Annotated in this window: 18 protein-coding genes; 5 read left to right on the forward strand and 13 right to left on the reverse strand. The window is 45.5% G+C overall.

Features of this window, described 5'->3' with window-relative positions:
- Positions 1-69 precede the first annotated feature (69 nt).
- From MH117_RS16755 to MH117_RS16785, 7 genes are all read right to left on the reverse strand, one after another.
- Positions 70-1,920: a sensor histidine kinase gene (locus MH117_RS16755; RefSeq protein WP_239330331.1), complete on the reverse strand. Its 1,851-nt coding sequence runs from the start codon at positions 1,918-1,920 to the stop codon at positions 70-72.
- A gap of 38 nt (positions 1,921-1,958) precedes the next feature.
- Positions 1,959-2,603 (reverse strand): response regulator, encoded by a 645-nt coding sequence (locus MH117_RS16760; protein WP_239330334.1) that lies wholly within the window; start codon positions 2,601-2,603, stop codon positions 1,959-1,961.
- A gap of 307 nt (positions 2,604-2,910) precedes the next feature.
- On the reverse strand, positions 2,911-3,603 hold the full coding sequence (locus MH117_RS16765; RefSeq protein WP_239330697.1) for a YkyA family protein: 693 nt from the start codon (positions 3,601-3,603) through the stop codon (positions 2,911-2,913).
- 30 nt (positions 3,604-3,633) lie between these two features.
- Positions 3,634-4,494 carry a polysaccharide deacetylase family protein gene (locus MH117_RS16770; protein WP_239330335.1) on the reverse strand — a complete coding sequence of 287 codons (861 nt, stop codon included), beginning with the start codon at positions 4,492-4,494 and terminating at the stop codon, positions 3,634-3,636.
- 661 nt (positions 4,495-5,155) lie between these two features.
- Positions 5,156-6,142, reverse strand: coding sequence for a D-2-hydroxyacid dehydrogenase (locus MH117_RS16775; RefSeq protein WP_239330336.1), 987 nt, complete (start codon positions 6,140-6,142; stop codon positions 5,156-5,158).
- A gap of 37 nt (positions 6,143-6,179) precedes the next feature.
- Positions 6,180-8,312 carry a DNA topoisomerase III gene (locus MH117_RS16780; protein WP_239330337.1) on the reverse strand — a complete coding sequence of 711 codons (2,133 nt, stop codon included), beginning with the start codon at positions 8,310-8,312 and terminating at the stop codon, positions 6,180-6,182.
- A gap of 295 nt (positions 8,313-8,607) precedes the next feature.
- The gene (locus MH117_RS16785; RefSeq protein WP_239330338.1) at positions 8,608-9,396 is read right to left on the reverse strand and encodes an SDR family oxidoreductase; all 789 of its coding nucleotides are present in this window, start codon (positions 9,394-9,396) and stop codon (positions 8,608-8,610) included.
- Positions 9,397-9,652: 256 nt separating this feature from the next.
- Here MH117_RS16785 and MH117_RS16790 point away from each other — a divergent pair, with 256 nt between their 5' ends.
- The 4 genes from MH117_RS16790 to MH117_RS16805 all read left to right on the forward strand — a co-directional run bounded on the left by MH117_RS16790 (position 9,653) and on the right by MH117_RS16805 (position 12,222).
- Positions 9,653-10,240 (forward strand): class I SAM-dependent methyltransferase, encoded by a 588-nt coding sequence (locus tag MH117_RS16790; RefSeq protein ID WP_239330699.1) that lies wholly within the window; start codon positions 9,653-9,655, stop codon positions 10,238-10,240.
- Positions 10,241-10,378: 138 nt separating this feature from the next.
- Positions 10,379-11,104 (forward strand): TraX family protein, encoded by a 726-nt coding sequence (locus MH117_RS16795; protein WP_239330339.1) that lies wholly within the window; start codon positions 10,379-10,381, stop codon positions 11,102-11,104.
- 146 nt (positions 11,105-11,250) lie between these two features.
- On the forward strand, positions 11,251-11,727 hold the full coding sequence (locus MH117_RS16800; protein WP_275444691.1) for a glutathione peroxidase: 477 nt from the start codon (positions 11,251-11,253) through the stop codon (positions 11,725-11,727).
- Positions 11,728-11,739: 12 nt separating this feature from the next.
- Complete coding sequence (locus MH117_RS16805) at positions 11,740-12,222, forward strand: MarR family winged helix-turn-helix transcriptional regulator (RefSeq protein WP_239330340.1); 483 nt, start codon at positions 11,740-11,742, stop codon at positions 12,220-12,222.
- An 85-nt stretch (positions 12,223-12,307) separates the two neighbouring features.
- Here the strand turns inward: MH117_RS16805 and MH117_RS16810 are convergent, their stop codons facing one another.
- Positions 12,308-13,210 (reverse strand): hypothetical protein, encoded by a 903-nt coding sequence (locus MH117_RS16810; RefSeq protein ID WP_239330341.1) that lies wholly within the window; start codon positions 13,208-13,210, stop codon positions 12,308-12,310.
- A gap of 149 nt (positions 13,211-13,359) precedes the next feature.
- Complete coding sequence (locus MH117_RS16815) at positions 13,360-14,754, reverse strand: TraB/GumN family protein (RefSeq protein WP_239330342.1); 1,395 nt, start codon at positions 14,752-14,754, stop codon at positions 13,360-13,362.
- A gap of 240 nt (positions 14,755-14,994) precedes the next feature.
- On the opposite strand from MH117_RS16815, the gene MH117_RS16820 reads away from it, so the two are divergent.
- Positions 14,995-15,621, forward strand: a complete 627-nt coding sequence (locus MH117_RS16820) for a nitroreductase family protein (RefSeq protein ID WP_239330344.1) — start codon at positions 14,995-14,997, stop codon at positions 15,619-15,621.
- A 185-nt stretch (positions 15,622-15,806) separates the two neighbouring features.
- Here MH117_RS16820 and treR read toward each other — a convergent pair whose 3' ends face one another.
- From treR to MH117_RS16840, 4 genes are all read right to left on the reverse strand, one after another.
- The gene (treR, locus tag MH117_RS16825) at positions 15,807-16,538 is read right to left on the reverse strand and encodes a trehalose operon repressor (RefSeq protein ID WP_275444692.1); all 732 of its coding nucleotides are present in this window, start codon (positions 16,536-16,538) and stop codon (positions 15,807-15,809) included.
- A gap of 54 nt (positions 16,539-16,592) precedes the next feature.
- Positions 16,593-18,284: an alpha,alpha-phosphotrehalase gene (gene treC / locus MH117_RS16830; RefSeq protein ID WP_239330706.1), complete on the reverse strand. Its 1,692-nt coding sequence runs from the start codon at positions 18,282-18,284 to the stop codon at positions 16,593-16,595.
- Between the two features lie 322 nt (positions 18,285-18,606).
- The gene (gene treP, locus MH117_RS16835) at positions 18,607-20,043 is read right to left on the reverse strand and encodes a PTS system trehalose-specific EIIBC component (RefSeq protein WP_239330345.1); all 1,437 of its coding nucleotides are present in this window, start codon (positions 20,041-20,043) and stop codon (positions 18,607-18,609) included.
- 293 nt (positions 20,044-20,336) lie between these two features.
- Positions 20,337-21,185 (reverse strand): VOC family protein, encoded by an 849-nt coding sequence (locus tag MH117_RS16840; protein ID WP_239330347.1) that lies wholly within the window; start codon positions 21,183-21,185, stop codon positions 20,337-20,339.
- Positions 21,186-21,445: the final 260 nt, after the last annotated feature.

Here is a 21,445-nt window from a genome sequence, read left to right on the forward strand (position 1 = left end):
ATTATTATCAACTTAATTGCTGCTCTATTAAAAAAAAATACTCAAATTATTGAGTATGATGCAGTTCATTTAGCACGTGCACCCATCAGGCAGCGGGAATCGCACATTAAATCGCGTATGCTGATTGCCCGACTGCACCTCCAAGTTAGCTCCATGTCGATTCACGATACTTAAGCAAATAGGAAGGCCCAGTCCCGCGCCATTTTCCTTGGTAGTTAAGAAAGGAGTGCCTAGCTGTTCTAGAATGTGGCCTTCGATCCCTCTTCCCTGATCCTCAATTATTAAGTTCACACCGTCAGCTGTCTTCATCGTACGAATGAAAACAGTTCCCCCTTCGTCCATCGCCTCGATGCTGTTGCGTACCAAATGATGAATTAATTTTCTAATTTCCGCCACATCCAACTGAAGATCAGGCACTGACTGCAGCTCTAGAAGTACAATCTGGCCATATTCAGCAGCTAATGCCTGCAGCAAAGGATACATCTGATAGAGAATCGAGTTTAGGCTTTGTCGCTTTAGCTCCGGCACTTTCTCCTGCGTAAGCAGCAAATACTCGGTCAAAATCGAATCCATGCGCTCGGCTTCTTCCATCATCATATGAAAATAACGCGCATCCTCCGCATATAGCGGCTTCAAGCTTAAAAAATGAAGAAAAAGTCGGATAGAGTGCAAGGGATGCCGGACTTCATTCCCCATCGTGGAGGCCATCTGTCCAATAAGCTGAAAGGAGCTTACTCGCTTCAGTTCCTCCTCCATACGATGATTCGTCCGCAAATTCTCGATCATAACGTTCAGACGCATTGCCAGTTGACCGATTTCATTGGAGGCTTGCACTGTTATACGCCGCGTGAGGTCCCCTTGGGATACGGCTTCTACGCCGTCTAATATTTGAGATAATGGATTTGATACCGATCTACTGACCCATGTTCTAACAATTTTGTAGCACAGCACAATTAGACACAACACAGTGGCAATACATCCAAGTAAAATATAAATAAGTTTACGCTCAATCAACCGTTCTGGAACTGCAACAATTAACGACCAATCAGCAGCAGGAATATGAGCAGAGAAAAAGTACATACCGTTTCTATTTACCGGTGTTAGATTATGTTTAAGTTGATTAGCTATGATGTCTTTGTATAACGTAACAAAGTCAGCATCATAGTTCTGATATACATTTAAATTCATCGTCAGTTTGGCATCTCGATGATAAATCACCCCGCCGTCTTTCCGTGTAATCAACGTGTAGCCTTGCTGCTGCTCTGTTAACTGTGCACCGAGTTGATACACTTCATCCAGCATCAGATTCATTCCCGCAACTCCCATCAATTGCTGCTGATTATCATATACAGGACTGCTGACTGAAATCATAGGAGTGTACATATAAGGATCAATATAGGGTGAAGTGATGTAGGTGTTGCCGGTTCGCTTGGCGCCGAAGTAAAAATCATAATCTGGATGATCCTTATTCTCAGGTTGAGAAGTATCTGCATCGTTGGGATTCATGAGGTCTTTGGAGTTATTTTGTACGATAGTGTTGTTTCTAGTTCTAGTATATCTAATATCCCCTTGGCCTTGATCTCGATAGGAGGAGTCGTAGGTGAACCAATAACCCTGAATGTGGTTACTCTCCTCCTCCATTAAATTATGAGTCACATTTGCAATTCGTTGACGATGATCGGGGGTATCATACAAGTACTCTATGCTTCTTGCATAGTGCTCCACAATAGTAATGTTCTTAGTAATAATCTTGTCTACCTTACTTGCCAAGGAACTTACTTGGCTGTTTTTGCTGGATACCGCATAATCTAGATATGTGGTTCTTGCCACCTGGTAGACAAATAAAAATAATAGAATAAACGCCACAACCAGCGAGATTGTAATCTGCAATACGATCTGCCAGTGAATTCGATATCTCATGAATTACGTTCCGTCCCCATCTTCAATTCATCGTTTGGTTAGAAAAGCCCCATTTTCTTGGCCTTATCTACCAGTTTCTTGGAATTATTTGTTCGCCAGCCTAACTTCTTTGCGATTCGTTGAAACTTGTTGCGAACCGACTGAAGCTCCATTACTTTTTTGTCTGCAATCTCTGAAAAGTTTAGTCCTCTATCAAAGTACTGCAGCAAATCTTTATCATCTAAACTGAGCTTGTTAATCAGGATTTCACGGTAAGTCCTTCTCATCTGCTCCCGCAAAATGTTCGAGGCCGATGCGTGAATGCTTGAATGATTCCCATGAGCTTCACGGATGGCTAGTGGAATGTCGAGATAGTTGTCCTTGAGGATATAATTGTAAGCACCATTGATGAATACTTCGGCTACAAGTTCCGGTTCGATGCAGCCTGATAATACGATAATTTTAGCGTTGCGGTCATAGTAATAAAGATCTAAAATTGTATCCATACTATCCAGCTTGTTAGGATCTAACTGCATGTCCATTAAGATCACATCAACATGCTCTTGCGCGTATAGCGCTAGCGCAGCTTCCCTGGATGAGCACACAGATATAAGCTGAATATCTACTTCCTTGTCCAATTGAGCGAGTAGTACACTTCCCCATGCCGGATCGTCCTCTAACAGCAGTACTTTAATGTTGTTCATTGCACATTCCTCATCTTTGCAATGTGATAGTTAAAACGGTGAAACTTTCGTTTTGTAGGAAATGAGTAACTATAAACTAACAACATAAAGCAACATGGTGTGTGTATCTTGAAGATAAGTCTCAGAAGTGTATCGCGAGGTGTATGTGACAGTAATACGTTAAAGTAGGGATTAAAAGTATTATCAAGGGAAAGAAGCATATAATCAAGTGTTTTAGGACCTAAACGGCATAATTATTATTTCTTTTTTGCTTATCGGACGCCTCTCCTTCCAATTACACAAACTTCCAATAAAAAAAGAAGGGTATTCACCCTTCATTCACCTTCTCTTCCGTTGTTCCTGAAGAGATGACTTCTGTAGGTTGAATACCCGCTGCTGTATAAAACTTCTGCTTCTTCTCATTAAATTGCTTAGTAAAATCGTTAAATTGCTGCTTCAGTTGTTCTACCTGCTGAAACACTTGGTTGCGAGCTGCAACCGATTCCTGAATAGACTTGATGTTTGTATCCGATGTCTTTAGCGCCTCATACACAGATTTCTCCGCTGCAATCAAATCCGTATACTGCTTATGAAGCGTTTGGAATGTATCATACCGCTTCGTATATGCCGTGATTACTTCGTCCGCCTGCTTCTTCAACTGGTCATCCTTAAGCTTATCTGCCGACTTCGTAAAACCCGAAGCCACCTTGTAACCTTCATCCAACTGCAGCTTTGCGTCATCAAGTGCTTTCTGACGATCATCTAATGCCTTGGACGTATTATCAATAAGCGTCTTCACGTTAACGTTGTTCTCTGCACCATTCGTCAAAATATTACCATATTGATTCTGATCCTTCGCTTCAAGCAGCTTTAATTGCTCAAATGAAGCAGGAACTGTCGTTTCCAATGCCGATGCCTTCTCAAATGAATCGAACAACTGTTGTGTCGGTGCCGTACCGCAGCCTGCAAGTGCAACGATAAGTGATACCATCATAGCCGTCGTACCGACCAACTTCTTCATAGCTGTCAAACTTGTTCCCTCCTATCCCAATCAAAGACGCTCATCTTTATGGAAATTGCATACAAAATGAGCATTCGGGTTGTACACTTCAAATTCATAGCCTTCAGAACGAATATAATCGATGACTTGCTGCAATTGGTTCAGCGTCTGCTTCCGATCATGCATTAATATCACTTCTGTATCTTCCGTCAATGTCGCCTTCACTTGCGCCAGAATTGCAGATGGATTGTTCGCATATTTCCAGTCCAACGTATCCAGCGTCCAGTCCCACATCTTAAATCCAGCATTAGCAATATCAGTACGGAAATCTTCCTTTATCTGTGGCGCACTGCCATAAGGAGCACGAATCAATATCGGCTTAAAGCCGGTTATTTCCTTCACAATGCCCTGTGCTTCTGTAAATTCATCGATAAAGTTCTTGCTGCTGCCGCTCTTGTACAACTTCGCAAAATTATGCGTCATACTATGCAGTCCCGGATAGTGTCCTTCTTCATACATACGCTTAACCTGATCCGGATTCTCTCGCATGTTATCGCCGAGCATAAAGAAAGTAGCCTTAATATTATTCTGCTTCAGCACATCCAGAATCTCATCTGTGTGGCTGTTCGGCCCATCATCAAATGTCAAATAAGCAACCTTACGCTTCAAGCCATTATATAAAGTAGGTGATTGCTTCTCCTTTGCAGCCGTTGCAATGACCGCAACCTCTGTCACAACCGTCGACTTCTGCTCTGAAGCTGCGTTAGCCGTTGTTCCCCACAGACTTTGACCTAGCGAATAAATACCGACTCCTATCGCTATGATCAAAAACAATAAAATGGTGCGCCCTATTAACTTCTTGTTTCTTCGCTGACGTCGGCGGCCTACCGACACGACGTTACGTCCTCCCATGTTGCAGCTCACTTCCTTTATAAACTTGTTTCGACTAAAAAATAGCTTTCGACAATATACTATATAGCAATTCTACCAGATGGTAATGACAGATTCATTACAAGAGCACTAGATTCGACAATAAAAGAGATACAATGTTGTTACTAAATGGAGAGCTAAATATGCTTATGACTGTAAATGCAAGGATATCATTTCCACACCAAATAAATTTGCGTCAAACATGAGCAGGCTTTGATTGTTACTCAGGAATGAAGTCCTAGTTCTGACTTCTTGCTGTCGAAACAAAATGGTACATACAAAGTTATACAAGATTTGCGAATCATTTGTTGCGATAATAAAAGTAAACGTTTTGTGAAAATGAGGAAAATTCGCTGCCTAATGAAGATATCGTCCGATGCATGCTGTGGTCGATCTCCCGATTTTTAAAAGCTGTTTTAGTTGTATGTAATGCATGCAAAAGTGTGAATGGACATGATCTGAATTACACGTTCCATGCCCCAAAACATACAAAAGCACCTCCACATCCAGTTAAATCCCAGGAAATGAAAGTGCTACGTATTCACAACAATCACATGTTCATAGAAGTCTGTTCCACTTTTTACTTTGGATCATGCAAGCTTCGGACAAGCCCCTTTAAAACCGAATGCCCGGCCAAATACTTCTAGCCAACTGTATTAATAGGACTACCAGCCAAGTATGCCTGAATATTGTCAGCCGCAATCTGCAGTAATCTGCGCCGTGCATCCTGTGCCGCCCATGCCATATGCGGAGTGATGACTGCTTTCTCCTGCTGCAGCAAAAGCTGACCTTCAGCAGGCGGTTCTTCTGTCAATACATCCAACAACGCAGCAGCTAACAACCCTTGCTGAAGCGCATGCGCCAGATCGGCTTCGTTTACAAGTGCACCACGAGCCGTATTAATCAATACCGCGGAAGATTTCATCTGCGCAATGAAATGCTGGTCTACCATTTTCCTTGTGTCCGCAGTTAATGGGCAGTGAAGCGACACGAAATCTGATCGATAGAGCAGTTCCTCCTGGGATACAGCCTCAACATGCGGGAACAGCATCACATCTGGCGAGCGTCTGGTCGCAACCAACACATGCATGCCAAAAGCATGCGCTAATCTGGACACTTGCTGCCCGATGCGACCGAAGCCGATGATGCCAAATGTCTTCCCCGCCAATTCCACCTGCGGGGAGAGCCAGAAACTGAAGTCTGGCTGCCGCGACCAGCGGCCACGCTTAACGGCATCGTCATGCCGTTCAATGCGATGGCACCAGGAGAGCAGCAGTGCCATCACGTACTGTGCAACCGCATCTGTACCATAGGATGGCACGTTGGTCACTACAATCCCTTGCTGCCCAGCAGCATGCACATCCACAACATCATAGCCAGTCGCCAAGACACCGATATATTGCAGCTTCGGCAATTGAGCAAATTCCGTACGACCAAGTCTTGTCTTATTGGTAAGAATGATATCCGCTTCACTAGCTCGTTCTACAATTTGATCCAGAGCTGTCCTCTCGTATACATCCATTCGAACCTCATTAAGAGGCAATCCGCCCGCCGCCGCGGCTGAGCGAATCTTCTCCCAGCTCAGATCACCGGGATTAAGTGTATAACCATCTAGAATAACAATATTCATGATGTCCCTCCCTCCGTTAAGAACAAGCGCCTGATCCTTATTCCGATTGTTGCTTTTCTAGAGCCGCCTTTAATAAGTCGCCCAAGTTAGAGCCAATCGACTCCTGTTTGCTGAATTGCTGTACAAGCTTACGCTCCTCGTGCTTACGCAGTTTTCCGCCGCTCGCGTCCAATTTCTCCACGAAATTACACGGCAAGCATTGAAAGAATTTGCCGGCCTTCCCTTGCTTAATTTCCATCTTCTTATGACAGGTTGGACACCGTCGATTAGATAACTGCTTCTCCGCTGAGCGCTTATATTCACACTCTTTGTTAGAGCAAATGAGCACTTTCCCTCGTTTGGTCTTGCGCTCCATGAGCCGTGAATTACAGTCCGGACAATGGCTGTGCGTTAAATTATGAGGTTTATATTCTGCCTCACTCTTCTTCACGCCACTAACTAATTGTTCGGTCATCTGACGAATTTGAGCCATAAAGTCTCCCGATCGACGATCACCACGGGCGATACGTTCAAGCTCCTGTTCCCACTTTGCCGTCAATTCCGGTGTTCGCAGCTCCGAGGATACCAGCTCAATCAACTGCTTGCCTTTGCCTGTCGGCTTCATCTGATTACCAACACGTTCAATCGTATCACTAGATATAAGCTTCTCGATAATGTCCGCACGTGTAGCGGGAGTTCCCAAACTATGCTTCTCCATCTGTGTTAATAGCGTCGCCTCCGTGTAACGGGCAGGTGGCTTGGTGCGATCACGCTGCACATACACACGTTTCACGGAAACCTTGTCGTTCTGCTGCAGCTGAGGCAGACGTTCTTGATCACGTTGTTCCACTTTATGAGCCTGATCCTCATCTTCTTCTTGCCAGTCGTTGTCATATGCCTGGCGCCAGCCGCTCTCTAGCGTAGTACGTCCCTTGGCTGTAAAAGTCTCATTCCCAATAGCTAATGACAACGACACTTGTTCATACACCACAGGTGACATAAACAAAGATAGGAATCGACGGGCAATCAAATCATACAGCTTGCGCTCTTCATTAGTCAGCTGTGAATAGCGGAGCGGCTCATCCGTAGGAATAATCGCATGATGGTCGGTTACTTTGCTGTCATCCACAATACGTTTAGTAACCACAAGCTGCGTCCGCTTTAACTGTTTGGCTAACGAAGCATATGGACCGACAGCCATCCCCTCAAGCCGATCCTTTAACGTTCCAACCATATCGGAAGAGAGATATCGGCTGTCTGTGCGCGGGTAGGTGACCACTTTATGTTGTTCGTACAGACGCTGCAGCACATTAGAGGTTTGCTTCGCCGAGAAGCCATATTTGCGATTCGCATCACGCTGCAGCTCAGTCAAGTCATAGGCAAGCGGATGCGGCTCCTGCTTCTTCGTCTTCTTGATCTCCCTTACAATCGCTTGCTTACCTGATAATTGCGCAAGCTTCTGCTGCGCTTCTGCCAAGTCAAACATCCGAGCATCTCCGCTGCTTCCACGCCACATTGCCTCAAATCCACCACAATCCGCAACAAGCAGATCGTATTCCTGCGAGCTGAAGTTCGCGATCTCACGCTCGCGTGTCATCAGCATGCCAAGCGTTGGGGTCTGAACACGGCCAGCTGACAATGGTGTCTCGAACTTACAGGTAAGAGCCCGGGTTACATTTAGTCCGATCAGCCAGTCAGCTTCCGCTCTACAGCGGGCAGACTCATACAGCCGATCAAAATCCGTACCCGGCTTTAATTTACGGAATCCCTCGCGAATGGCTTTGTCTGTCTGGGACGAGATCCACAGCCTCTTAAACGGCTTGTTCCACTTCGCCATCTGCATGATCCAGCGCGCAAGCAGTTCTCCTTCACGGGCTGCATCAGTAGCCACGATTAACTCCTTCACGTCTCCACGCTTGCATAACTGTTGAACAGCCTTATATTGATGTGCCGATTCCCGTAATACGGTCAGCTTCATTCGCTCGGGAAGCATCGGAAGATCTTCGAGCTTCCATTGCTGGTATTTACGATCATAATCCTCCGGTTCAGCCAGACCAACCAGATGACCAAGAGCCCAAGTCACAATGTACTCGGGACCTTCGATATAACTTTTATGCTTGGTGCTGCAACCGAGTACCCTTGCAATTTCGCGTGCTACCGAGGGCTTCTCTGCCAATACTAAAGATTTCATACGTTCTCCTTCCACTACGCACACATGATGTATTTGCTGCCTATATTACAATTCCAATCCTTTATTCGTGTGAATGCTTTATTCTAATCGCAGCTGTTATCATGAATGTCCATGACCGCCCATCCTATTCCGATTAATCTGGATGGCATTGTCATCATACAGCAGGGGCCAGTGACAGGCATTCATCCAATACGCCCGTATCACTCATTATATCATGTAGAGTTAACCGCTCACCTGATGACTACTTGGTTAAAACAAATACAGATAAGCCAGGAAATGCTGATTCAACACTACTTTAGAGTGCACGTACCGCTCCGCCATCTACCAAGAACGCTTGTCCCGTCATATAACTATTTGTTGGTGAAGCCAGAAAAGCAATCAATCTTCCCATTTCCTCTGGTTGACCATAACGTCCCAATGGGATTAACGCTTTCTCCCGCTCCTCAATAAATGATTGATCAACACCTTCATGATTTGCCGCCAGCCGATCCAGTTGAATTACACGATCCGTCGCGTATCTGCCTGGCCCCACTGTGTTGATCAGAATTTGATCCCGCGCCAAGTCAGGCGCAAGCGTCTTGGCTAATCCAAGCACACCTACACGGAAGGTAGATGACAGCATCAAGGATTCAATTGGCTGCTTATGTGTGCTCGAAGTCATGTTTACGATCCGTCCAAATTGCTGCTTGCGCATGTATGGCAGAACGGCTCGAATCGAACGCACATAACTTAGCAGCGTTAACTCGAATCCTTGCTGCCAAGCCTCATCGCTGAGCTGATCAAACGTGCCAGGTGACGGCCCGCCGCAGTTATTGATCAAAATATCAATTCGTCCACGCTGCTCCATCGTATTAGCAACAATACGCTCAATATGCTCGGCTTTTGTGATGTCTCCCTGAATCAAAATAGGCTTGCTACCCGTTTGCGCTAGCATTCGGGCCTCTGCTTCATGCAATACCGCTTCATTTCTGCCCACTAGCGTAACCAATGCACCTTCTCTGGCTAGTTCCTCAGCAGCCGCATATCCTAATCCCTTGGAGGAAGCCAAAACGATAGCAACCTTACCTTGCAATTGCAATTCCATGACAGGCACCTCTTTCAAATCGAATGAGAAAATTGCTGTAACCATATCTGCTTCTAGTTTAGGATATTATAACAAATAGAGCCACCATCTTCAGTCTGCCTTCATCTCTATCCCTTTCCAGACCAGCACATCTCCTTTCACCACCTTATGTACAAAAGAACGAATGAGTTGCACGTTGGCGTGACAAGCTAAGCTAATGCAGCATTCTAGCTCTAGCAAGTCAGGTCACTTATAGTTGGAGGGCAATGGTTTGAAAATGATGAGCGGCAGCGGTCAGGAGAAACGCCCCGTGTGGCGAGACACACTCGCCTTTTTCTATAAATTTATACGGCATCCTCATGAGATTGGCAGTCTCATTCCTAGCTCGGAAGCACTCGCAACTGCGATGACATCCTGCCTAATTGGTACAAACGTAACTAAGGTTGCCGAACTTGGCGCAGGGACGGGTGTAATCACTCGCCATATTATGAGACAACCCCAACTGGAAGCGGCCCTCATTTTCGAAAAAGATACAGAAATGAGGACTTCCTTATGTCAGCAATACAGCAAAGCCGTATGCGAGGAAGATGCAACTCAGCTCACCCGTATTATGCAAAGAGAAGGCTTGCAGCATCTAGATGCTGTCATCAGCGGTCTTCCATTTGCCATGTTCACAACTGAGCTCCGCGAGCGAATTTTGGACGAGGTGGATGCGGCCCTTGTCGTTGACGGCTTATTTATTACGTTCCAGTACTCCCTCCAAATGAAAGCTATGCTTACAGAACGATTTGACATGGACAGTATCCGGCTTGTCCTGTGGAACTTCCCGCCCGCATTTGTATACTGTTGTCGCAAACGAAGTTAATGGTCTATCCTTATACGTCGCTGCTTGTAGCGCAGTCATCATTCGTTTTATGATGAGTACTAGACGAACGGCTATCGGGCTCGTGCGCAGGTCACACTTGTGTGGAGCGCGGCAGCCGCAGCAAAGGAGCTTCAGCGAATGCGATTAAACAGCTTCCACTTAAAAATAATCGGACTGCTGCTTATGATCGTAGATCATATTCATCAATTCATACCGGGAATGCCCGTATGGATGAATTGGATTGGGCGTATCGTGGCACCGATTTTCTTCTATCTTGTTGTCGAGGGATTCTATAAGACAAGCAGCCGTAAACGTTACATCAGCAGAATGTTAACGGCTGCAGTCGGGATGGCGATTGGAAGTCAGCTTCTCATGAGCCTGTTTCCGAATCCGGAGTATCCAATCTTCAACAATATTTTTTTATCACTTGCCTTTGCTCTCCTTCAGCTCACCGCACTAGAATGGACAAAAACAAGTGGTCGAACGGAACTCGGAGGTATCTTTGTGCTATTGTCTTCAATCGGAGGATTGATGACGGAAGCCTCTTTACTTGGTGTTGCAAGCGTATTTATTTTCTATGCTTTCCGTGACCAGAAGCATTCGCTTATCGCTGCATACACTCTAACTATCCTCACGATCAACATCGGACTCGACCTGACTGTATTGCCTTGGGTTGAGGTATTCACATGGGATAATCTCCTGTATGTTAACTACCAGTGGATGATGTGCGGGGCAGCCATACTCTTTGCTTTATACAATGGAGAACGTGGGTATCAGGCTCGTTGGAGTAAATATATGTTCTACGTCATCTATCCCGTGCACATCTGGCTCCTTTATGGGATTAGTTACGCCCTATTGAGCTGAAATATTATCTTATCCGAGGTGGATTCGAATAGAACCCCTCGCACGGATAATTAAATTGTGCACAATTGAATTATGAACGATTTATATGTATAATAAACGCAATCAGGGATTCATTCCTATTTTTATAACAAAAGGAGAGGGTTATCTTGTCTACTATTTATGATATTCAAGTCAATAAGCCAAATGGCGAAGTGCAATCCATGAATGATTACAACGGAAAAGTGTTGTTAATCGTCAACACGGCCAGCAAGTGTGGATTTACCCCACAATTTACCGAATTACAAGCACTCTACGAGCAGTATCAAGATCAAGGTCTTGTTGTCTTAGGCTTCCCTTGCGATCAATTTAACAATCAAGAATTCGATAATATGGAAGAAACGATGGAGTTCTGTCAACTGAATTTTGGGGTTAACTTCCCGATGTATGGCAAGGTGGATGTAAAAGGGGAACAAGCTTCTCCTTTGTTTACGCATCTGACACAAGCAAAGAAAGGTCTGCTCGGTTCCGATATCAAGTGGAACTTTACAAAGTTCTTGATCAACCGCAGTGGTGAAGTTGTAGATCGTTATGCGCCACAGACTAATCCCTCGAAGCTGGCAAAGGATATCGAGAAGTTGCTGTAAGGAGTACTCATCATGCGCGAGTTTACACAGAAGAAGCTTACGGCAGCTACGGATGAACAATTAGCACTTGATAACCAGCTGTGCTTTATGATTTATTCCGCTTCACGGGAAATGACCAAGTTATATCGTCCCCTGCTGGAGAAGCTCGATCTAACTTATCCGCAATATTTGACCCTGCTTGTCTTGTGGGAGCAAAATGGAATAACCGTCAAAGAGTTGGGACAGCGTCTCTATCTCGACTCTGGCACGCTGACACCACTCCTCAAGCGTATGGAAACGCAGGGCTTGTTGAACCGACAGCGTGATCCGGCAGATGAACGCAAAGTGATCATTACGTTAACGATGCGCGGCCAATCGCTCAAGGAGGAAGCCCGCTGTATACCAAGCGAGCTGTACAGCCATGCAGGTCAGTCAGCAGATGTACTCGAGCGGCTGTTCGCTGACATGAAGGAACTGCTCGCTCACCTGCATCAGGCCAACCTGCGCCAAGACTAGCACGGTCTGCCCGAGATACATCGTTGGCTAGCTCTACAGTCATAACTAGAACGTCCGACGACCCATGCAATCGTCGGACGTTCTTCTATTGTAGTGCCAATAGTCCATAAGCCCGCAGGGTGCGGAGCGCTTGAAGCGTCAGAACGCCCTGCCATTCCCGCTTCGCTTGCGGCCATTCCGATTCGTATTGCCCCCATGACCATGCTGGGTGCCAAGCTCCATCCGGCTGCTGCTGCCGAATCAGAAACTCCAGATTCGTTGGAAGTATAGCTGCGAATTGTTCATAGTACGGAGAATCTGGGCTGTCGGCAACTTGCAGCGGTGTGAGGCAGTATCCGTTCCAGGCCTCAGGATCTACAACGACACATTGCTGGACCATCGTTTCGATCTGTGGACGAATGTGTTCCAGTTCCTCCTGCGGCAATCGAGCAGCCATACGCAATGTACACAACAGCTCATGGAATTCGTTCAATGGGGAACGATCCAACAAATATTGTACGGCATGCTCGGTAATCTTCTCCCTGAACTCCATCGCAACGTGAGGGTATTCATAAAGGTAACCGACAATCTCAAGGTTCGGATTGCCCCACCCGTCGTAGATATCGCGATAATCCCACCACGGTGCGCGCGGATGCTCGTCTACCTCGTCTGGTACGATGTTCCAGCCTTGCTTGCCTGTCTGGTAAGCATCCAGCAAATAGGTAATCGCATCAGCTGCTAGTGGATGCTCTACGGGCAAGTTCACATATGACATCGTTTGCAGCGCTACAGTGGTTGCAATAACCGATGAATTGTTCATTCGAATATCCGGTTCGAGTGCTTTGCCGAACCCGCGATCTTTATTTTGAAATAAAGCCAACTGCTCGATAACCGCCTCAACCGAACCCGCTTCAAACTCCCACTCATACAGCACTCTTTCTAACGGTCGTGCTTCCTGCTTTAGAAATAAAACTGCACTTTTCGCCTGCTCTGATGACCACGTTGTCATAAGTTTTGCCTCCTTTTCTCTTATTACCAATTTAATACTATTCCCTAAACCTATACAACCTATAACTTTCTAAATGGGATGAACATAAAAAGAGAGGCAGCTCCTCGTCATCATGGATAACGTAGAGCTGCCTCTCTTGCTTGCTGGTGTTATTTCACGAACTGAACATCGTAACCTTTTGCCTTTAATTGATCAATAATCATATCCTTAATAACAAAATGGCCTGCGCCGACAACTACAAAATGAGTGGAAGAGCCTTCCTTGTCCAGCAGTTCCATCAGCTTTTTCGCCATATTTTTATCGCGTTCCCCGAATAATCGCTGAGCCTGTTCGCTTTGTACCATATCTTCCGAGCTAGTGAAAGACTTCGTAAATTGCTCAAGTTCAGCTTTCGCCCATTGCTTCTGCCATCCCTTAAACGCTTCTAACACTTCGTTCGATTTCTCAGTCGGGGTTAGAATCTGATCCAACGCATCATTTAACTCTTTCTCTTGCACAGCAGCCGGCACGTTGTTAAAGAGATCGCCCTGCAGCTTCAATCCTTCAAGCTCATGAATCGGCTTGCCCGTCAATAATGCTGACGAAGTAAAGTACATATCGATTCCTAGTGCTGCCGCCTGCACCATCTCGTCAGAAGATCCTGTCATCATGGACATAGAGAGATTATTGGAGATCGCCCATGGCTTGAAAGAATCAAATGCATCTTTTGACACGTTTAATTTGTCGAGCGCCTTCTGCAGCTTCTCGTAAGTTTCCTTCGAGATATGCTCACTCAGCTTTGTGCCGTCCGTATAAAACATCAATTGGCTGAATTCAGCCATTGCATCTGGATTGCCTTGCAGATCCACCTCTACCCACAGGGAGTCCGACTGTTTAAATGCATCTCTAACACTCTTTTGCATCGGATACATAACAGGGTCACCCAAGTGAATCGAGCCTAGCAAATACATTGTATTATTTCCTTTTGTTGCTTTCCACAGCAGTCCTTTTGACCCGCCTCCGACAGCATCATAAGCATATTCAACAAGTCGGCTGGCCATAACAGCCGCCTGCTCGACCGTGCTTGGCTTATTCAGATCAAGCCCTTTACCTGTACCGTTAATAATGCCTTTCGTCTGCAAATAAGCGATCGGCTCATATTTATCAATTTCCAATGTTTCAGGCCATTCGTACTGTGCCAACACACTGTACACGGAAGTCATAACCGTTTCTCTAGTAATCATGCCAGTAACATGAGGTGCAGCAAAAGTATGTTTTTTCTTTAGTGCCAGTGCATCCAGCTTGGTAGATGTCGCTGTTATAAGAGATTGAAACTTGTCTTGTGTGATTGGTTTCTGGAAAGTGCCGTCATAGTACCACGTTAGTGGGAATATGCCATACTTTTCCCCTTCATTTAAAACTTTGATCGACCATGGGCTAATTTGTGGTACAGAAGCAGACGCCTCATTTGCTTGTACGGGTACGACGACACCCAATATAGCGATCAAGGCAATTAAGCCACTAGCCACACTACGCTTCAACATATTCCATTTGCTAGTCTTCACCAATATTCCCCTCTCGATAGAATATATGTAATATAAAACACCTTCCCGATTATAGCCTAAATCTATTTAATAATACAAGATTCGTAAGGAAGGATTCCCCTAATTACGAAGATCAGTTTCCATTCTATGTGATAACTTAGTGAATTTATTTTAACTACTTACTTTTATATAGTTTATATGATACACTGGAACTAATCTATTAATTGTAACCGAAAATATACATACTAAGGAGCCATCCCCATGCATACATTTGAAACTATTGTTAAAGATCGTCGTTCCGCGAATAAATTTAAGACTGATGTTGAAATTAACAGGCAGGATTTTGAAGACATCTTTTCATTAACCAAGTATGCACCTTCTGCCTTTAATCTGCAGCACACACGTTACATTGCTGTTACAGACCGCGAGAAGCTGGATCAAATATATGAAGCTGCCAACAAACAATATAAAGTCAAAACGGCTTCGGCCGCTATACTTGTGCTCGGGGACACGCAAGCGCACAAGCAGGCTGCCAGCATTTATGAAGGCATGCTGCACCTTGGGATATGGACGAAACAAGAGTACGATATGAACGTAGAGAGCACGACGCAATTCTATGAGCAAAGAGGCGAAGCATTCCAACGCGAAGACGCTATTCGCAATGCAAGTCTGTCAGCCATGCAGCTAATGCTCATTGCCAAGGACAAAGGCTGGGATACTTGCCCGATGATTGGCTTTGATCCTGAGCTCATGCGTTCCATTCTGAGTGTGCCGGATACCCATGTGCCCGTCATGTTGATTACAATTGGTAAAGAAGATACCTCCAGCCGCAGACCACGTGGATACCGCAAACCCGTTGGGGAGTATGTCAGCTATAATGCTTTCTGAGCCCACCAGGATCACAGTTATAAGTAAGCTGATCGATCTGTAATTCATAAAGGCTGCCCGCAGTTCATTCTTCATGAATAAATTGCGGGCAGCCTTTTATGCAGCAGTATGCTATTGGGTTAGGAAGGTCGATTAGTTCATGCCTTAAGAAGTGAATCTAGGCTGCTCTTCTGGGAAACCAAAGCTTACATTCTGCGCGCCACATCGGAAAAGTAGAACTTGTCCAGACGATGTCGTGATTCCGTATATTCAAACTGTGTGCCATCATATAAATACGTAAAATTTTTGACGACTACAACATAGTCTGTGCCATTCAAATCCAGATATCTGCGATCGTCGTCCCCACACGGCTGAACCTCTATGACACGATGCGCATAGCTGATCTGCAAACGAAGCTGCTGTTCAATGTATGCATAAATGGAGTCTTCCGCAATCTCTTTGGTCAGCCCGCTTATCATATCGGTCACAAAATAATTGATGTCTAGTATGACATTCTCATTTTCCGTCCGTCTGACTCGCTTGATCAAATGCAGATCTGTCTTTGACTTCACGCCAAGCAGCTTGGCTGTCTCCCGATCTGCCTTAAGATGTAATATCTCTTTTACATGAGTCGTAAAGCCGCGCTTTAACCGTTCATTCGCTTCCTTGAAGCTGACAATTCCGCCAAAGCTAAGCTCGATATTTTTCTTGCGGGTGACATACACACCTTTGCCGTGTATCTTCTGGACGTAGCCGCGTTCCTGAAGCAGATCCACGGCTTTGCGCACCGTACCGCGACTCGCCGCGTAGCCCTCCATCAATTCTGTCTCCGATGGAATCTTGACACCATCTTTCCACTTTCCATTCTCGATATGTTGAATAATTTCATCCATAATATGTTCGTACTTGCTCACGACGTCATCCCTCGTTCCTGCCAACGTTCTGGTTGGAACTATCGTATCATACTCCTGCCGTCCGAATCATCTGCCCCGTTATTTTTTAAGATAATACACAACGGATTCATAAGGTCTTAAATTTATTTGTCCTAAGCATGAAGCCTCTTCTCCTGGTGCTGTATCCGCATGTTCGTAATTGCTCAGCAGCATTTCGCAGCCCCAACCAACATACAAGTCCTTCACCTTTTCATCCAGTGTAAAAGAAACCGACTTGCCGTAGTAATTGTTAAGCACGATCAGCGCTTCGTGCTCCATCACTCTTGCATATGCCCATACTTGCTTGTCGTTCTGGTCCAAACGTTCGTATCTCCCCATCGTAATGACAGGCATCTCGTGACGCAGCTGAATGAGCTTCTGATAGTAATAAAAGACAGAATCAGGCCGTAAGAGCGCGTTCTTTGCGTTTACATCTTTATAATTCGACGCTGCTTGAATCCACGGCTCGTGATCAGAGAAACCAGCATACTCCGAATCGTCCCATTGCATGGGGGTACGAGAGTTGTCACGCGACTTCTGCTGAATGGCGGCCATCAGTTCATGAAGCGGTATCCCCTCTTTACGTTTCAGATCGAATATATTCAACGTCTCCACGTCACGATAATCTTCAATACATTCAAACTTCGGATTGGTCATCCCAATCTCTTCACCCTGATAAATATAAGGTGTGCCCTGAAGCATGTGCAGTGAAGTAGCCAGCATCTTGGCTGACAGCTCTCGGTATTCACCATCGTCCCCAAAGCGGGATACGATGCGCGGCTGGTCATGATTACACCAGAACAGCGCGTTCCAACCTCCGCCTGCATACATGCCTTCCTGCCACTCGGACATAATCTGCTTTAATTGCTCAAAGTCAAACTCTGCCTGCGACCATTTCTCTCCATTTGGGTAATCCACCTTTAAATGATGGAAGCTGAACGTCATAGAGAGTTCGCCGCGCACAGGATTTGAGTATTTAATGCAGCTATCTATCGACGTGGAGGACATCTCTCCGACCGTTAATAGGTCCTTGCCGGCAAACACCTCACGGTTCATTTCCTGTAAATATTCGTGCACGCGTGGTCCATCTGTATAATATTTGCGCCCATCTCCAACCGTTCCATCTGAGCCGATGTCATCTGGAAATGCCTGATCTTTGGAGATGAGATTAATAACGTCCAGCCGGAAGCCCGTCACACCCTTCTTCACCCAAAAGCGCATCATCTCATACACATCACGGCGAAGCTCTTCATTTTCCCAGTTTAAGTCGGCTTGTGAGGTATCAAACAAATGCAAATAATGCTGACCCGAGACTTCGTCATGTGCCCATGCCGAGCCGCCGAACTTGGACTGCCATTGGTTGGGCTCATCCTGCCAGATGTAGTACTCGCGATAAGGCCCCGCCTGATCTTTAATCGCCTCACGGAACCAATGGTGATCCGTAGAAGTGTGATTCACTACAATATCAAGCATAATTCGAATACCACGCTGCTCCGCCTCTGCCACCAAACGTTCAAAATCGGCCATCGTGCCATAGCTCTCATCAATCGCGAAGTAGTCGCTGACATCATATCCGTTGTCCCGCTGCGGCGACTTGTATATCGGCGTAAGCCAGATATAATCCACGCCAAGCTGCTTTAAGTAGTCAAGCTTCATCGTCACACCGTTTAAATCGCCCGTCGCTTGTCCATTGCTGCTCTTAAAACTCTTAGGGTAGATTTGATACACAACCGACTTGCGCCATTCATCCATCGCCCACGCTTCCTTATGATCAGAACCTGTTACCCGGTCCGTTGACAGTTGTTGTTTCTCGCTCTGCATGCAGTCCATATCCGGTCACTCCTATCTCTATACTTATCCATTTATCGGAGACGATAAGGTTTCCCTCACGTTCCGACCTTATCTATATTTGGTGATGTTCAAGTCATAACGGTTCAAGTCTATATTCCTATAACGCAATTAAGCGTTGATCAACTGACATGCACCCACTTGTACCCTATCCCTCTAACAAAAGGGGCTATCCCTCATTTCCTGCGACACTTTCGGGACAGCCTATAATGAAACAGAACGTGTATTATGCCTTATTGTTTAAACGTTTGGAACGTGACAGTACAAAGGTCATTACGACTGGGATAACAACGGCAATCACCATGCCGACAAAGAAGCTGGCCATGGAATTTGGCATAATTGAGATAAATGCCGGCAGTCCGCCAACCCCAATTGCAGGCGCCAGTACGTCATTGAGCGTAATAAATATGGCGGCTGTCGCCGATCCGATAATCGCCGCATAAAACGGATATTTATTCGACAAGTTGACCCCAAACATCGCTGGCTCCGTGATGCCGAAGTAGGCGGACAAAGCAGACGTCGACGCCATGCTCTTGTCATTCTGCTTCTTCGAGATCCAGAACATTGCCAGTGCTGCGCTGCCTTGTGCAATATTAGAAAGGGCAATCATCGGCCAAATAAATGTGCCGCCATTCTGTGTGATCAACTGAAGGTCAATCGCGATAAACATGTGATGCATTCCCGTTATTACTAACGGCGCATAAAGAGCGCCGAACAACAATGCGCCTAATACCGGAGCAAAATCAAATACGTATACGATTCCGTCCGCGAGCAAGTTACCGATATGTCTTGTTACAGGACCGATAACGCCGAGGGCGAGTACACCTGTAACAACAATTGAGGTAATCGGTACGACAAGCAGCTGAATCGCACTTGGTACACGTTTCTTTAACCATAGTTCTACTTTGCTTAATACATAAGCCGCCACTAAGATCGGCAATATTTGTCCTTGGTAACCTACTTTTTCAATAGAAAACCATCCTAAAATATCAAAATAGGGCAATTTAGCTCCATCTAGACCTGCTGCTGCTTGACCATAGTTCCATGCATTAAGCAAATCGGGATGAACTAGCAGCAGTCCAAGTACGATACCAAGAATCTCGCTGCCGCCAAACCGTTTGGTTGCCGACCATCCGACCAAAGCCGGCAAAAATACAAATGACGTGTTCGCCATCATATTAATGAGGTCCCATACCCCTTGTAAATTCGGATACACTTCAAGCAGGTTCTTACCTGCAAAGAAGAGATCCTTGGCACCAATCAAGTTGTTTAGCCCCATCAGGAGACCTGCGGTAATAATGGCCGGTAAAATAGGCATAAACACATCAGAGAATATCTTGACTAGCTTCTGGAGCGGGTTCAGCTTCTTTGATCCCATTTCTTTCACGTCTGCTACTGTCGCTGACTTCATCTGTGTAAGTGCGATTAATTCAGCATACACACGTTCCACTTCGACAGGTCCAATCACGACTTGGAATACGCCGGCATTCATAAACGCACCCTTCACCAGTGAAACCGATTGCAACTGTTCCAATTGAACCTGCGACTCGTCTTTAAGTGCAATACGCAGCCGTGTCACGCAATGCGCGGCTTGTTCAATGTTGTCTTTGCCACCAAGATACTCTATGACTTGCTCAGCCGTCTCACGGTAATTTTTCCCCATTGATGTCATCTCCTCTTCCATTCCCCGCTTGTAGCAACAGCTAGCTGTTACCGCTTACAAGGAAATATTAACTCGTATATACGTGTTTGTCAACACTTATATATACGAGTTGTCAAAGTTTGAATTTCACTTAGAACAAACAATGCTGCGTCACATCGATCAACTATCAATCCCTACCCTCATTTATGCATAGGTTATGTCTTTTATACACAAAAACACCCTGCTTGTAATCATAAATGAGCTTCTCATTTACAATTCAGCAAGGTGTTATCGCTGTATTTCCTTATGATGGATTACATTGTTCGCAGCTCAATTCTGCTACCCGTCGGATCGATTATAGTCGGATGCAAAGCGGAAGTGTCTACCGGGATACCAAGCTGCTGCAGCCGGGATACCGTCTGGTTCAGTACTGCTAAGTCTGGAAACAATAACGAGTACAGATACAACCCTGTGCTATTTGCAGGTGGTCGTTCCGTTCCGGCCCAAGTATTCAAACCAATATGGTGATGATATCCGCCAGCACCAATAAACAGCGCATGATCAGCCATGCTCATCTCGATCTTAAATCCCAGCTGTCCAACGAAGAAACGGTCTGCTTCCTTCAGGTTGCCAACGTGCAGGTGAATATGACCTATGATTGTCTGCTCCGGCAGGCCGAGCCATGATTCGTTTCCTTCAGCAGCACGAAGCAGGTCCTCTACTTGAAGTGCCTCAGTCGTGCCCACCTGTTCCACTCTGCCCTCCCAGTCTGAACGAGGACGATCCGCATAGATTTCAATGCCATTTCCTTCTGGATCACTTAAATACAAAGCTTCGCTGAAGCCATGATCCGAAGCTCCCTGCATAGGCGTCTTCTGCTCCGCCAAGTGTAATAGTGCCCGGGCCAGATCAGCACGTTCCGGCAGCAGTATGGCAAAATGGTACAGCCCTGTCGTCCGCTGTGGTTTTAATATAAGGCCCTCGCGCTGCTCCAGAACAAGCAACGGCTTACGGCCATCAGCTGTAAAGGTTACTTTTTGTGCATGTTGTTCGGCAATTTTAAAACCAATGACATCTCGGTAAAAGCGCGTCATGTTTTCCAAATCAGCAACGAGCAAGTGCACATGACCTATCATTACTTTGGGATGAATAGATACTGTCATCATATTGTGCCTCCTTTTAATAGCTATATAGTCATTATGCTTCCGTCAATACGCTAAGGCTTCATCACTTCTAAATCAGGGTGCATGAGGAATAATTAATTATCAAATTATTCTAGTTACTTTTTGTTAGTTAGTATACATTAGTTATTTTACTGTGTCAAATCAATTGTCCTTTTCTGTACATTTTTTGGCATTTCTGACGAATAAGATTATAATGAGGTTATATTTATAGAAATTAAAATAATGAGGGACTGTATCTA

The sequence above is a fragment of the Paenibacillus sp. ACRRX genome, assembly GCF_022346885.1.
GTDB lineage: Bacteria > Bacillota > Bacilli > Paenibacillales > Paenibacillaceae > Paenibacillus_B.

Excerpts from the sequence above, each read along its gene's own strand:
- MH117_RS16770 (WP_239330335.1), bottom strand. The coding sequence starts at position 4,494 with ATGGGAGGACGTAACGTCGTGTCGGTAGGCCGCCGACGTCAGCGAAGA.
- MH117_RS16820 (WP_239330344.1), top strand. The coding sequence starts at position 14,995 with ATGCATACATTTGAAACTATTGTTAAAGATCGTCGTTCCGCGAATAAA.
- MH117_RS16775 (WP_239330336.1), bottom strand. The coding sequence starts at position 6,142 with ATGAATATTGTTATTCTAGATGGTTATACACTTAATCCCGGTGATCTG.
- MH117_RS16810 (WP_239330341.1), bottom strand. The coding sequence starts at position 13,210 with ATGACAACGTGGTCATCAGAGCAGGCGAAAAGTGCAGTTTTATTTCTA.
- MH117_RS16805 (WP_239330340.1), top strand. The coding sequence starts at position 11,740 with ATGCGCGAGTTTACACAGAAGAAGCTTACGGCAGCTACGGATGAACAA.
- MH117_RS16780 (WP_239330337.1), bottom strand. The coding sequence starts at position 8,312 with ATGAAATCTTTAGTATTGGCAGAGAAGCCCTCGGTAGCACGCGAAATT.
- MH117_RS16760 (WP_239330334.1), bottom strand. The coding sequence starts at position 2,603 with ATGAACAACATTAAAGTACTGCTGTTAGAGGACGATCCGGCATGGGGA.
- MH117_RS16795 (WP_239330339.1), top strand. The coding sequence starts at position 10,379 with ATGCGATTAAACAGCTTCCACTTAAAAATAATCGGACTGCTGCTTATG.
- MH117_RS16790 (WP_239330699.1), top strand. The coding sequence starts at position 9,653 with ATGATGAGCGGCAGCGGTCAGGAGAAACGCCCCGTGTGGCGAGACACA.
- MH117_RS16840 (WP_239330347.1), bottom strand. The coding sequence starts at position 21,185 with ATGACAGTATCTATTCATCCCAAAGTAATGATAGGTCATGTGCACTTG.
- treP (WP_239330345.1), bottom strand. The coding sequence starts at position 20,043 with ATGGGGAAAAATTACCGTGAGACGGCTGAGCAAGTCATAGAGTATCTT.
- MH117_RS16755 (WP_239330331.1), bottom strand. The coding sequence starts at position 1,920 with ATGAGATATCGAATTCACTGGCAGATCGTATTGCAGATTACAATCTCG.
- MH117_RS16785 (WP_239330338.1), bottom strand. The coding sequence starts at position 9,396 with ATGGAATTGCAATTGCAAGGTAAGGTTGCTATCGTTTTGGCTTCCTCC.
- MH117_RS16765 (WP_239330697.1), bottom strand. The coding sequence starts at position 3,603 with ATGAAGAAGTTGGTCGGTACGACGGCTATGATGGTATCACTTATCGTT.
- treC (WP_239330706.1), bottom strand. The coding sequence starts at position 18,284 with ATGGATGAATGGCGCAAGTCGGTTGTGTATCAAATCTACCCTAAGAGT.